The 11,740-nt window shown below is 68.2% G+C and carries 11 protein-coding genes; 8 read left to right on the forward strand and 3 right to left on the reverse strand.

Features of this window, described 5'->3' with window-relative positions; translation table 11 throughout:
* A complete protein-coding gene (locus DOM67_RS14120) occupies nt 1-420 on the forward strand; it encodes a PPC domain-containing DNA-binding protein (protein ID WP_198651821.1) in 420 nt (139 codons plus the stop codon).
* Nucleotides 417-1,220 (forward strand): SDR family oxidoreductase, encoded by an 804-nt coding sequence (locus DOM67_RS14125; protein WP_198651822.1) that lies wholly within the window; start codon nt 417-419, stop codon nt 1,218-1,220. The genes DOM67_RS14120 and DOM67_RS14125 overlap by 4 nt, the downstream gene beginning before the upstream one ends.
* 12 nt (nt 1,221-1,232) lie before the next feature.
* Here DOM67_RS14125 and DOM67_RS14130 read toward each other — a convergent pair whose 3' ends face one another.
* Nucleotides 1,233-1,724 (reverse strand): DUF302 domain-containing protein, encoded by a 492-nt coding sequence (locus tag DOM67_RS14130; RefSeq protein ID WP_198651823.1) that lies wholly within the window; start codon nt 1,722-1,724, stop codon nt 1,233-1,235.
* Nucleotides 1,725-1,765: 41 nt separating this feature from the next.
* A complete protein-coding gene (locus DOM67_RS14135; protein ID WP_110677040.1) occupies nt 1,766-3,484 on the reverse strand; it encodes a Na+/H+ antiporter in 1,719 nt (572 codons plus the stop codon).
* Between the two features lie 360 nt (nt 3,485-3,844).
* Between DOM67_RS14135 and DOM67_RS14140 the strand changes: the two genes are divergently transcribed.
* Genes DOM67_RS14140 through DOM67_RS14150 form a run of 3 tightly spaced genes read left to right on the forward strand, consistent with a single transcriptional unit; the run spans nt 3,845 to nt 7,691 of the window.
* On the forward strand, nt 3,845-4,399 hold the full coding sequence (locus DOM67_RS14140; RefSeq protein WP_110677042.1) for a (2Fe-2S)-binding protein: 555 nt from the start codon (nt 3,845-3,847) through the stop codon (nt 4,397-4,399).
* Nucleotides 4,396-5,439, forward strand: coding sequence for a xanthine dehydrogenase family protein subunit M (locus DOM67_RS14145; RefSeq protein WP_110677044.1), 1,044 nt, complete (start codon nt 4,396-4,398; stop codon nt 5,437-5,439). Before DOM67_RS14140 ends, DOM67_RS14145 begins: the two co-directional genes overlap by 4 nt.
* On the forward strand, nt 5,436-7,691 hold the full coding sequence (locus DOM67_RS14150; RefSeq protein ID WP_110677046.1) for a xanthine dehydrogenase family protein molybdopterin-binding subunit: 2,256 nt from the start codon (nt 5,436-5,438) through the stop codon (nt 7,689-7,691). The genes DOM67_RS14145 and DOM67_RS14150 overlap by 4 nt, the downstream gene beginning before the upstream one ends.
* On the opposite strand, the gene DOM67_RS14155 is transcribed toward DOM67_RS14150, so the two are convergent.
* Nucleotides 7,676-8,323 (reverse strand): TetR/AcrR family transcriptional regulator, encoded by a 648-nt coding sequence (locus tag DOM67_RS14155; RefSeq protein WP_110677048.1) that lies wholly within the window; start codon nt 8,321-8,323, stop codon nt 7,676-7,678. The genes DOM67_RS14150 and DOM67_RS14155 overlap by 16 nt on opposite strands.
* Nucleotides 8,324-8,480: 157 nt before the next feature.
* Between DOM67_RS14155 and DOM67_RS14160 the strand changes: the two genes are divergently transcribed.
* The 3 genes from DOM67_RS14160 to DOM67_RS14170 all read left to right on the forward strand — a co-directional run bounded on the left by DOM67_RS14160 (nt 8,481) and on the right by DOM67_RS14170 (nt 11,722).
* Nucleotides 8,481-9,569, forward strand: coding sequence for an HlyD family secretion protein (locus tag DOM67_RS14160; protein WP_110677050.1), 1,089 nt, complete (start codon nt 8,481-8,483; stop codon nt 9,567-9,569).
* Between the two features lie 13 nt (nt 9,570-9,582).
* Nucleotides 9,583-11,133, forward strand: a complete 1,551-nt coding sequence (locus tag DOM67_RS14165; RefSeq protein WP_110677053.1) for a DHA2 family efflux MFS transporter permease subunit — start codon at nt 9,583-9,585, stop codon at nt 11,131-11,133.
* Between the two features lie 175 nt (nt 11,134-11,308).
* A complete protein-coding gene (locus DOM67_RS14170) occupies nt 11,309-11,722 on the forward strand; it encodes a hypothetical protein (protein WP_110677055.1) in 414 nt (137 codons plus the stop codon).
* The last annotated feature ends 18 nt before the right edge of the window (nt 11,723-11,740 follow it).

The following is an 11,740-nucleotide window of genomic DNA, read 5'->3' on the forward strand; positions in this document are numbered from 1 at the left end:
ATGGCCACCACGGATACGACACGGGTTGCGACCACCGAGACCGGCCGCATGGGGCGGGTCGCCTACGCGCGCATCGCACCCAACGAGGATCTGGTGCAGGGAGTGGAGAAGCTTTGCCTCGCCGAAGGGTTCCGCCACGCCTTCGTGCGTGGTGGTCTGGGGAGTCTGATCGACGCCAGCCTCGGCCTGCGCGACGGCGGTTACCAGCAGGTCGCCGGGCCCGCGGTGGAGGTGGTGAGCATCGCCGGCGAGGTGCGCTCGGGACCGGACGGCGCGCCGGTGGCAGCGCTGGCAGGAATCGTCGCCGACACCCAGGGCAACGTCTACGGCGGCCCCTTTCTGGCGGGCTGGAATCCGGTCTGCGTGACCTTCGAGGTGACGCTGGAAGAGTGGTTGCCCGATACGGAGACAGCGGCATGAGCCAAGAGCCTGAGATGAACCCGACGGGCGCTGGAAACGCCCCGGCGCAGGCCGCAGGCGGCGGGGCGGTGGTGATCACCGGTGGCGCATCGGGCATTGGCCTGGCGATCGCTTCGATGCTGAAGGCGCGCGGGTGGGCGGTCTGCCTGCTGGATCGCTCGGCCGAGGGGCTGGCCAGGGCGTGCGCCGAGCTCGACCTGCCCAGCCACGCCGCCTGCGCCTGTGACGTGGCCGACGAAGAGGCGGTGTCGGCGGCGGTCGACGCCCTGGCCGCGCATTATCGGCTGACCGCGCTGGTCAACAGTGCCGGGATCGGCATCGACAAGGCCACCCTCGACACCGAAGTGGCGGAGTTTCGCCGCATCCTCGACGTCAATCTGGTCGGCGCCTTCGTGGTGTCGCGGACACTGGCGCGCTACTGGGTCGGGCGCGGGTGGCCGGGCTGTGTGGTCAATATCTCGTCGATCTCCGGCAGCTGCGGCAACAAGGGGCGCAGCGCCTACGGCGCCTCCAAGGCGGGGCAGGATGCGCTGACGCGGGTCATGGCCTGTGAGCTGGGCGCCCAGGGGATCCGGGTCAACGCGGTAGCCCCCGGGCCGATCGATACGCCACTGGCGCGAGCCCTGCATACCGATGAGGTGCGCGCGCAGTGGCACGAGCGCGTATCGCTCCGGCGCTATGGCCAGCCCGCAGAGGTCGCCAGTGTGGTCGCCTTCCTGCTCTCCGACGAGGCCGCCTACGTGACCGGCCAGATACTCGCGGTGGATGGCGGCTTCAGCAGTGCCGGGCTGCGCGCCTGACGGCTTTCGCGGTCACGACTTGAGGGCGTCGACCAGCGCCTGCATCTCGCGGCTGAGCGGGGCGACCGCGGGGCAGTCGCCGACGCCGTGGCGCGTGGCGATCCACTGGGGGTCGTCGTAGCCGAGCCAGGTCTGGCCGTCGCTGTCCTGCCAGATCAGCGCCTTCATCGGCAGATCGATGCCGGCGGTGGCGGCGCACTGCATCAGGGGCGTCGAGGTCTTGGGGTTGCCGAATACGATCACTTCGTTGGGCAGCATGGCCATATCGCGGGACATCGCACCCTGGCGGTGGTCGATGCGCGCGAAGATGGTCATGCCGCTGGTGCGCACGTTATTGGCAAAGCGGCCGGCCACCTGGTGAACGCTGCCTTCGACAGGGGTTGCGATCAGGCCCGGTACCGCCGTGGCGGCCGGCGTCTCCTGGGCGCTGGCGGCGGTAACGGTAGCGAAGCTCATCAGGGCCAGGCCCGCGGCGGTGATCCAGCGTGACATCGGGCGTCTCATCCCTCTCTCCTGTCTGTGTCGAACATGTCGTTTAGCCAATCCTAGTGGGCCGCCTGGCCCTCGTCACTGGTCAGCGCGGCCTCGGCGAGGTCGACCTCGCGCACCAGCTTTCTGAGCACATTGTCGTTGATTCGGTGGCGCTGGCGAAGCTTGTAATACTCACGGCGCTCGGCGCGCAGCGCTTCCAGCCGCGTTTCGCGCTCCAGCTCACGGCTGGTGGCGAGCTGCGGGGTAGCGGTCTCGGTGGAGTGCAGCGCCATACGCTCGCGGTAGTAGGCCATCAGCTGAGCGCTGATGTCGTTGAACGCGATGATCGTCTCGTCGTTGGTCTGGGCCCGGGCGAACTCGCCGGTGCGGTCGTGGTGGAAGCGTTCGATACGGTAGATCGCCGCCTCGGCACCGGCGATGCGCGCGCGCCGCTCCTCGTCGAACTCGCGGGTGTCGCGGGGCAGCTTCAGATTGCGCAGTACCAGTGGCAGGCCGATGCTGCCGGTGATCAGGGTGAACAGGATCACGCCGGTGGCGAGGAAGATCAGCAGCTCGCGGTTGGGGAAGGGGGTGCCGTTCTCCATCAGATGCGGCAGCGACAGCGCTGCCGCCAGGGTGATGGTGCCGCGGATACCGGCCAGGGTCGCCGCCAGCATCAGGCGCAGGGGCAGACGGCCGTTGTCGTCGGGGGGCGGCAGCCGCGGGCGGCCATGTATCAGGCCGCGCAGCCGCGTCAGCGCCAGGCCGACCTCGCTGGCGAGCCAGATCCACAGGAAGCGCGACAGCAGCAGCGCCAGCGAGATGATCGCCACGTAGCCGAGCAGGCGCAGGAACTCGTAGTCGCCGATATCGTGCAGCGAGTGATCCAATGCGCCGTTGATGATCGCCGGCAGCTGGAAGCCGAGCAGCAGGAACACCAGGGCGTTGAGCACGAACTCCAGCATCTCCCACACGCTCTGGGTCTGCATCCGCGCATTCAGCTGGCCGACCCGCTTGAGGTCGGCGCGGTTCATCACCATGCCGGCGGCGACCGCGGAGAGAATGCCGGAGAGCCCCAGGTGCTCGGCGAGCAGATAGGCGGCGAACGGCAGCAGCAGCACCAGCAGGATCACCTGAACCGTGGTCGCCTCGCCCAGATGGCGCTCGATCAGGCGGGTGCGCAGCAGGTTGAAGCCCAAGGCCAGCAGCGCCCCCACCACCAGCCCGCCCACCGCGATGATGAAGAAGCTGAAGGTGGCATCGACCAGCGAAAAGGTGCCGGTGAGCGCGGCGGCGACGGCGAACTTGAACGCCACCAGGCCGGAGGCATCGTTCATCAGCGATTCGCCCTCGAGCACGCGCATCAGTCGTGGCGGCACCCGCAGCCGGCCGGAGATCGATGACACTGCCACCGCGTCGGTGGGCGAGAGGATCGCCGCCAGGGCGAAGCTCACCGCCAGCGGCAGCGCCGGGAACAGCAGATGGATGAAGTAGCCCACGCCGACCACGGTGAACAGCACCAGCCCCAGCGCCAGCGCCAGAATGGGGCCGCGCAGGCTCATGAACTCACGCTGCGGGAAGCGTCGGGCATCGGCGAACAGCAAGGGGGCAATGAACAGCAGCAGGAAGATCTCCGGCTCCAGCTCGACGTGCAGTCCGGCCGCCGGCCAGGCCAGCAGGGCGCCCAGGATGATCTGCACCAGCGGCGTCGGCAGCGCCGGCACGAAGCGGGTGATGACGCCGGTGGCCGAAGCCACCAGCAGCAGAATCAGGACCAGGATCAGCGTATTCATGGCGGTCGTGAGTCGTCCTTGCTGGGTGGGTCGGGTGGCGGGCGCGGCCAAGCTTAACCGAAGTCGACGCGCGGGGAAGGCCGGCGGCGACTTTTCCGGACATCTCCGGGCGGGGTGGCGCTCGGGTGTCTATGCTGATCAGTCGACACGGTGATGGCGTCCTGACAGCGCCCCGCCCTGCATGGATTCCCGTGACACCCATTGGTTCCCGGCCGCAGTGTGCCCGGCGCCCGCCAGCGCGGCGTCGGTGCCGCCTGCCCCAAACCGTGGCGTTCACGTGAGTCGCCCCAGACCGCGGGGCGTGGCCGAGCGCAGTGACGCGCACTGTGGCCGCGCCTCGATCACCGATGAGGAGCCGGCATGATGGACGATTCCGTGCATTCCCCGACCCGGCGCGAGCCCCCCGCGCCCACCCTGAACGTCAACTTCACCCTCAACCAGCAGCCGGTCTCGCTGGACGTGGCCCCCAACGCGGTGCTGCTCGACGTGTTGCGCGAGCAGCTCGGCCTCGGCGGCACCAAGAAGGGCTGCGACCACGGTCAGTGCGGTGCCTGCACCGTGCACGTCGACGGTCAGGCGATGAACGCCTGCCTGCGGCTGGCGGCCATGTGCGAAGGCCAGCACGTCACCACGGTGGAAGGGCTTTCGCGGGAGGGCGAGCTGCACCCGGTGCAGCAGAGCTTCCTCGCCTGCGATGCCTTCCAGTGCGGCTACTGCACCCCGGGGCAGATGATGTCGGCGACGGCGCTGCTCAATGATCCACGCATCGGCAGCGACGATGCCGCGGTGAAAGAGGCGATGAGCGGCAATATCTGCCGCTGCGGCGCCTACAAGAACATCCTCACGGCGATCCAGCAGGCGCGCGCGACCCTGGCCGACGACGCCGCGAGCCAGGCCGGGGAGGAGACCCCATGAGAGCCTTCGACTTCTCCCGCGCCGAGAGCGTCGGCAACGCCGCGCAGCACGGCAACGCCGAGACGGCTTTTGTCGCCGGCGGCACCACCCTGCTCGATCTGGTCAAGCTCGATGTCATGCGTCCGGCAGCGGTGGTGGATATCAACGCGCTGCCGTTGAAGGCGGTCGAGCGGCTGGCGGATGGCCGACTCAAGATCGGCGCGCTGGTGACCAACACCGATCTCGCCCATCACCCTGAGGTGAAGCGCGACTACCCGCTGCTCTCCCAGGCGCTGCTGGCGGGCGCCTCGACCCAGCTGCGCAATATGGCGACCACCGCCGGCAACCTCATGCAGCGTACCCGCTGCCCCTACTTCCGCGATGTCGGCAGCGCCTGCAACAAGCGCCAGCCGGGCAGCGGCTGCGATGCCCGCGACGGCATCAATCGCATGCACGCGCTGCTCGGTGGCAGCGCCGACTGTATCGCCGTGCACCCCTCGGACATGTGTGTGGCGCTGGCCGCCATCGGCGCCACCCTGACCCTCGAGGGGCCGTCGGGCGAGCGCGAGGTGGCGTTCGCCGACTTCCACCGGCTGCCCGGCGACACCCCGCATCTCGAGCACGATCTGGCCGCGGACGAGCTGATCACCGCGCTCACCCTCGACGCGCCGCTGGCGCCAGCGGGGTCGCACTATCTCAAGCTGCGCGATCGAGCCTCCTACGAGTTCGCGCTGGCCTCGGCGGCGGCGCAGCTCAAGCTGGATGGCGAGCGGATCATCGAGGCGCGGCTCGCCCTCGGTGGCGTCGCCACCAAGCCATGGCGTGCCAGCGAGGTCGAGGCCGCCCTGGTCGGCCAGCCGGCCGTGCTGGCGAGCTTCGAGCGCGCCGCCGAGATCGCCCTGCGCGATGCCCAGCCGCGGGCGCACAACGCCTTCAAGGTCGACCTGGCCAAGCAGGCGATCGTGCGTGCCCTGCGCGACGCCAGCCGCGCCGCACAGCGTGGTACCGACCAGGACGACACCGGCCAGGGCCGCACCGATACCCAGGAGAGCCAGGCATGAACGATCTGAACCAGTCGACACTCGACCAGCCCAAGGTCGTCGGCCAGCGCACGCCGCGTATCGATGGCGAGTTCAAGCTCACCGGACGCGCCGGCTATACCGGTGAACTCAGCATCGAGGGCATGCTCTACGGCTATCCGGTCGCGGCGACCATCGCCCACGGCACGCTGGAACGGCTCGAACTCGACGAGGCGCTGGCGATGCCCGGCGTGGTCGATATCTTCCACCACGCCAACTTCCCGCGCCTGCACCGCTCGCCCAACAGCATGGGGCACGGCGATCAGGTGAGCGAGGTGCGCCTGCCGTTCGAGGGCGAGCGCATCTACTACCACGGCCAGTACGTCGCACTGGTGGTGGCGGAGAGCTTCGCCCAGGCCCGCGCCGCGGCCCAGCGCGTGGTGGCCCGCTACCGCCAGGAGACCGGCGCGATCTCCAGCCTGCTCGACGGTGCCCATGACAGTCACTCGGAAGGGGAGCTGCTCAAGGACGCCGGCACCCGCCGCGGCGATCCGGAAGCCGCGTTTGACGGGGCCGCGGTGAAGGTCGATGCGGTCTATCACATCGCCGCCGAGAGCCACCTGCAGATGGAGATGCACGCCACCCTGGCCGAGTGGCGCGATGGCGGCAGCCGGCTGGTGGTGCACGAGTCGAGCCAGGGGGTGTTCTACCAGCGCAACGCCATGGCCCGGATCTTCGATCTGGCGCAGGAGAACATCGAGGTCATCTCCCACTACATCGGCTCCGGGTTCGGCAACAAGCTGTTCATGTGGCCCCACGCGGTGGCCGCCGCCGGTGCCGCGCGTGAACTCGGTCGACCGCTCAAGCTGGTGCTGCCGCGGCCCCAGGACATGACGAGCGGTGGCAACCGGCCCGCCTCACGCCAGCGCCTGCGGCTGGGGGCGGATCGCGATGGCCGCCTGAGCGCGGTGATTCATGACTCCACCACCGAGACTTCGCTGGTGGACCGCTACGTCGACGCCTGCGGCAGCGCCACGCCGAGCTTCTACGCCTGCGACAACCTGGCGGTGAGCCAGCGCATCCTGGCGCTCAATCACGGCACGCCCTGCCCGATGCGCGCGCCCGGCGAGGTCTCCGGCATCTTCGCGCTGGAGACCGCGATGGACGAGCTGGCGGTGGCGCTGCAGATGGACCCGGTGGAGCTGCGCCTGCGCAACTACGCCCATAAGGACCCGGAGAGCGGCCTGCCGTGGTCGAGCAAGCAGCTCGACAAGTGCCTGCACAGCGCCGCCGAGCGCTTTGGCTGGGCCCAACGCGACCCCGGGATCGGGGCGATGCGCGACGGTGACGAGATCATCGGCTACGGCATGGCCGCATGCACCTGGTTCGCCGGGCGTCAGCCGTGTCAGGCACGGGTCGAGCTGCGCGCCGACGGCACCCTGTTCGCGGCCTGCGGCACCCAGGACATCGGCACCGGCACCTACACCATCGTGGCCCAGACGGTGGCCGAGCTGACCGGCGTCGCCCTCGCTGACATCGAGGTCAAGCTGGGCGAGACCAGCCTGCCGGCGGGGCCGCTCTCGGGGGGCTCGATGGCCACTGCGACCACGCTGCCCGCCGTGGCGGCGGCGGTCCGCGATGCCTTGGGCGCGCTCAAGGAGGTGGCGACCGGCCACGGTGGGGTGTTCGCCGGCTGCGACGCCGACAGCCTGACGGTGGCCGAGGGTACGCTCAGCGACGGTGAGCGCAGCTACCGCTTTGCCGAGGTGCTCGAGGCCATGCGCCTGTCCAGCGTCAACGGGCAGGGCAGCAGCGCCCCGGGCGAGGAGAAGAAACAGTATAGTTTCCGCTCCTTCGGCGCCCACTTCGTCGAGGTGCGGGTCGACCCGGGGATCTCACGGGTGCGGGTATCGCGGGTGGTGTCGAGCATGGACATCGGCCGCGCGATCAATCCGCCCACGGCGCGCAATCAGGTCGAGGGTGGCATCGTCATGGGGATCGGCATGGGGCTGTTCGAGAAGCTCGACTACGACCCCCGCGACGCTCGGTTGATCAACGCCAACGTGGCCGACTACATCGTGCCGGTGCACGCCGACATCCCCGAGATCGACGTCGAGCTGCTCGACTACCCGGACTTCAAGTTCAACGAGTTCGGTGCCCGCGGGGTGGGGGAGATCGGTCTCACCGGCATTGCGCCGGCGATCTCCAATGCGCTCTATCATGCCACCGGCAAGCGCTACCGCGACCTGCCGGTGACCATCGAGGCGCTGCTCGCCGATCACGCCTCGGCGTAGCGCAAGCCGCCGACGAAGAGGGAGACGCAGCGCGCCACGCGCTGCTCGATCGCCGCCTGTGAAGGCGGCGATTCCAGTTGCAGCAGCTGGGTCAGGTGCAGCTCGCCGAGCACCGAGCCGAGGAAGATGCCGGCGAGCTCGACGGCATCGCCCCGGGGCAGGCGTTCGGCGCGCATCTGGCGCTCGAGATAGGTGGCCAGCGCCTGGCGCACACGGCCCGGGCCAGCGGCATAGAACAGCTGGCCGAGCTCGGGCTGGCGCGGGCTCTCGGCCACCACTTCACGGTAGATACCGAGCGTCTCGCAGTCGGTGACCTTGATCAGCAGGGTGACCCCCAGGCGCTGCAGCGCCTCCTCGATCGAGAGCCCGTCGACGCCCTCGGCGGAGAGCGCCTGATAGAGGTAGTGGGAGCGGCGCTCGATCATCGCCTGGAACAGCCCCTCCTTGTTGCCGAAGTGACGGTAGAGGGTGGAGAGCGAGCCGCCCGCCTCGGCGACGATGTCGTTGACGCTGACCTGGCCGTAGCCGCGCTCGAGAAACAGCTTCTGGGCCGCGTCCATCAGCGCGTCGCGGCGCTTGAGTCCGCGCTCGGTGGTGGGCATCAGCGGGCGGGGGGCATCGGTTGAGGGCATGGGGCTTGCGGTGGCCTCGGTGAAGGTGTGGCGCGCCGGGTGCGTTGCCAACCGCAACACGATGGCGGTGGCGTTTTACAAAAGATAGTGTAGCATACACTACACTTTAATCGCGCCTGTGTCTCCGGCACCCAGTCAAAGGCATGAAGATCAAGGCATGAAGATCAAGAAAAAGCTCTACACGGCGGCGGCGGTCGTGGTGTTGGCGGTCGCCGCGCTCGTCTTCGCGTGGCACTGGTGGCATACCGGACGCTTCTTCGTCGGCACCGACAACGCCTACATTCACACCGACAGTGTGGCGGTGCGTGCCGAACTCACGGCCAAGGTGACGCGGGTGGCGGTGACCGACAACCAGCGCGTCGAGGCGGGCCAGCTGCTGGTCCAGCTCGACGATCGCGATACCCGCAGCCAACTGGCCCAGGCCCAGGCCCAGCTTGCGGTCAACGTCGCCGGCGTGACCCAGGCCCAGCGCCAGATCGAGCTCGACCGCGCCAGCATCGACGAAGCCCAGGCGCAGGTGAGCGCAGCGGAGTCCGACGTCGCCCAGGCGCGCCAGCACCTCGAACGCTCGCAGTCGCTGGCGTCGAAGAATTACGCCTCGCGCCAGCAACTGGACGACGACCGCGCCTCGCTGCGCGTGGCCCAGGCCACGCTGGCGGCGCGCCGGGCCAGCGTCGAGTCGGCCAAGCGCCGGCTGAGCGCCGATCAGGCCGCGGTGGAGAGTGCCCAGGCCCAGCGCGATGCCGCCAAGGCCGATATCGACTACTACCAGAACCAGCTCACCAAGACCCGCATCGTGGCCCAGCGCGCTGGTGTGGTCGGCAACCGCACGGTGGAGGCCGGTGATCTGGCCCAGCCGTCGCTGACCCTGATGCAGCTGGTGCCGACCTCCAGTGCCTATGTCGTGGCCAACTACAAGGAGACCGACATCGAGCGCATGCGCGTGGGGCAGCCGGTCTCCCTCGAGGTCGACGCCTACCCGGATATCGCCTACACCGGCAAGGTCGACAGCGTGGCGCCGGCCACCGGCACCCAGTTCAGCCTGCTGCCGAAGGACAACGCCACCGGCAACTTCAACAAGATCGTGCAGCGGGTACCGGTCAAGATCCGCATCACCGGGCCCAAGGATCAGCTCTGGCGGCTGCAGGCGGGGCTCTCGGTGGAGCCCTCGGTGGATACACGTCAGGTCGACGGTCAGGCGATCTACTTCGATCCGGGTCCCGCGCTCGACGACAGCACCCCGTGAGGAGTGACGCGGCATGAGTGAGGTCGCGCCGCCCGCCAATGGCGGCCCGCAGGAGATGCCCTCCTGGCACCACCGCTTCGGCTTCATTGCGGCGGTGTTCGGGATGTTCATGGCGATCCTCGACATCCAGATCGTGGCCAGCTCGCTCAATGAGATCCAGGCCGGTGTTTCCGCCTCCAGCGATGAGATCTCGTGGATCCAGACCTCCTATCTGATCGCCGAGATCATCATGATCCCGCTCTCCGGGGTGCTGATGCGCTGGCTCTCGACCCGGGTCGCCTTCGTCATCTCGTGCGCCGGCTTCACCCTGGCCAGCCTGGGCTGTGCGCTGGCCACCAGCATCGATCAGTTGATCGTGCTGCGTGCGATCCAGGGGTTCATGGGCGGGGCCATGATTCCGCTGACCCAGGCGGTCAGCTTCTCGCTGTTCCCGCGCCGGGCGATGGGCACGGTGCAGGGCATCATCGGCATGGTGGTGACCCTGGCGCCGTCGATCGGCCCCACCGTGGGCGGCTATCTCACCGAGATCTTCAGCTGGCACTGGCTGTTCCTGGTCAACGTGATTCCCGGCATCTTCGTCACCCTGGCGGTGTGGCGTTTTCTCGACGTCGACAAGGGTGACGCCAGCGTCGCCAAGCGGCTCGACTTCAGCGGGCTGATCCTGATCGCGCTGTTCCTCGGCAGTCTCGAGTTCGTGCTCGAGGAGGGACCCGGTGACGACTGGTTCTCGAGCGAGCTGATCGTGTGGATGACCCTGCTCTGTGTCTCCTCCTGCATCGGCTTCTTCTGGCGGGTGCTCACCTGTGAGCATCCGATCGTCGATCTGCGCGCGTTCAAGAACCTCAACTTCTCGATCGGCACCGGGCTGGTGTTCGTGGTCGGCATCGCCATGTACGGGCTGGTCTATCTGATGCCGCTGTTCCTGGGCGGCGTGCGCGGCTACTCGAGTCTGCAGATCGGCGAGGTCATGTTCGTCACCGGGGTGGCGATGTTCTTCACCGCGCCGGTGGTGGGGCGGTTGACCAACTCGGTCGACCTGCGCGTGCTGCTCTTCTTCGGCCTGCTGCTGGTGGGTATCGGCACGGCGATGAACTCGAATCTCACCAGCGAATCGGGTTTCTGGCAGTTCTTCTGGCCGCAGATCGTGCGCGGCACCGGCATGATCATGTGCATCATCCCCGCCTCGCGTATCGCCCTGGGCACCCTGGGGCCGGCGGAGCTGGGCAACGCCGCGGGGCTGTTCAGCGTGATGCGTAACCTGGGCGGCGCGGTCGGGCTGGCCATGCTCGATACCGTGCGCGACTGGCGCGAGGACTACCACTGGAACCAGCTGATTCCGGCCCTCGATCAGGGGCGGGTGGTGGTCCAGCAGGAGATTGCCAACTACCAGGCGATACTGATGGGGCATGTCGCCGACCCCTACCATAGCGCCGTGGCGATGCTCGGCCAGCGGATCGGCGTGCAGACCCAGGTGCTCGCCTACAACGACATCTTCCTGTGGATGGGCTGTCTCTATCTGCTCAGCGTGCCGCTGGTGCTGCTGCTCAAGCGCATCGAGCACTGAGGAAGCGCTGAATAAATCGTCGAGCGAGATGAAGCGCAGGCATTTATGCAGTGATTCCCTGAGGCGGGGCGGGGGAGATGCAGGCGGGCGGCGCGGATGATTCAATAGCGCCAGACGCCGGTGGCGTGGCCACGACTGCCGCGCCGCTCTTGCCAACCCGTTTCGGAAATCCATGATGCAGACCCCGCATTCGCCCAAGCCGGGCGCCGATGAGCCCGTTCGTACCGTATCGCGCCTGATCGGCGCCTTCGCCGCCCCGGTGTTGATCTATCTGCTGGTATGGGAGCTGGCGGCGCGCCTGCTGTTGCCCGGTGTCGCCGCGTCCGGACGCGAGTTCGTGATCAACCTGTGCAGTGTACTGATCCCCTGCCTCGGCGTGCTGGTCAGCGTCTACCTGGCCGGCGCGCGCGCCGGGCGCCTGCTCGGTGGCGGCGTGATGTCGCTGTTCTTTCTCTATCTCTATGTCTCCTCCGGGGTGGCCTTCAGCTGGTTGCCGATACTGCTGACCCTTGGCGGCGTGGCCTTGGCGCTGGTTCTGGCGCGCTTCTGCCCGACGTTGAAACCCGATCTCGGCGATCTCTTTGGATAGGCGATCTCTTTGGAGAAA

The organism is Salinicola sp. RZ23 (assembly GCF_003206675.1).
Lineage (GTDB): Bacteria > Pseudomonadota > Gammaproteobacteria > Pseudomonadales > Halomonadaceae > Salinicola > Salinicola endophyticus.

Bases quoted from the DNA above. Each gene is read 5' to 3' on its own strand.
- DOM67_RS14120 (WP_198651821.1), top strand. From the start codon at position 1: ATGGCCACCACGGATACGACACGGGTTGCGACCACCGAGACCGGCCGC.
- DOM67_RS14125 (WP_198651822.1), top strand. From the start codon at position 417: ATGAGCCAAGAGCCTGAGATGAACCCGACGGGCGCTGGAAACGCCCCG.
- DOM67_RS14130 (WP_198651823.1), bottom strand. From the start codon at position 1,724: ATGAGACGCCCGATGTCACGCTGGATCACCGCCGCGGGCCTGGCCCTG.
- DOM67_RS14135 (WP_110677040.1), bottom strand. From the start codon at position 3,484: ATGAATACGCTGATCCTGGTCCTGATTCTGCTGCTGGTGGCTTCGGCC.
- DOM67_RS14140 (WP_110677042.1), top strand. From the start codon at position 3,845: ATGATGGACGATTCCGTGCATTCCCCGACCCGGCGCGAGCCCCCCGCG.
- DOM67_RS14145 (WP_110677044.1), top strand. From the start codon at position 4,396: ATGAGAGCCTTCGACTTCTCCCGCGCCGAGAGCGTCGGCAACGCCGCG.
- DOM67_RS14150 (WP_110677046.1), top strand. From the start codon at position 5,436: ATGAACGATCTGAACCAGTCGACACTCGACCAGCCCAAGGTCGTCGGC.
- DOM67_RS14155 (WP_110677048.1), bottom strand. From the start codon at position 8,323: ATGCCCTCAACCGATGCCCCCCGCCCGCTGATGCCCACCACCGAGCGC.
- DOM67_RS14160 (WP_110677050.1), top strand. From the start codon at position 8,481: ATGAAGATCAAGAAAAAGCTCTACACGGCGGCGGCGGTCGTGGTGTTG.
- DOM67_RS14165 (WP_110677053.1), top strand. From the start codon at position 9,583: ATGAGTGAGGTCGCGCCGCCCGCCAATGGCGGCCCGCAGGAGATGCCC.
- DOM67_RS14170 (WP_110677055.1), top strand. From the start codon at position 11,309: ATGCAGACCCCGCATTCGCCCAAGCCGGGCGCCGATGAGCCCGTTCGT.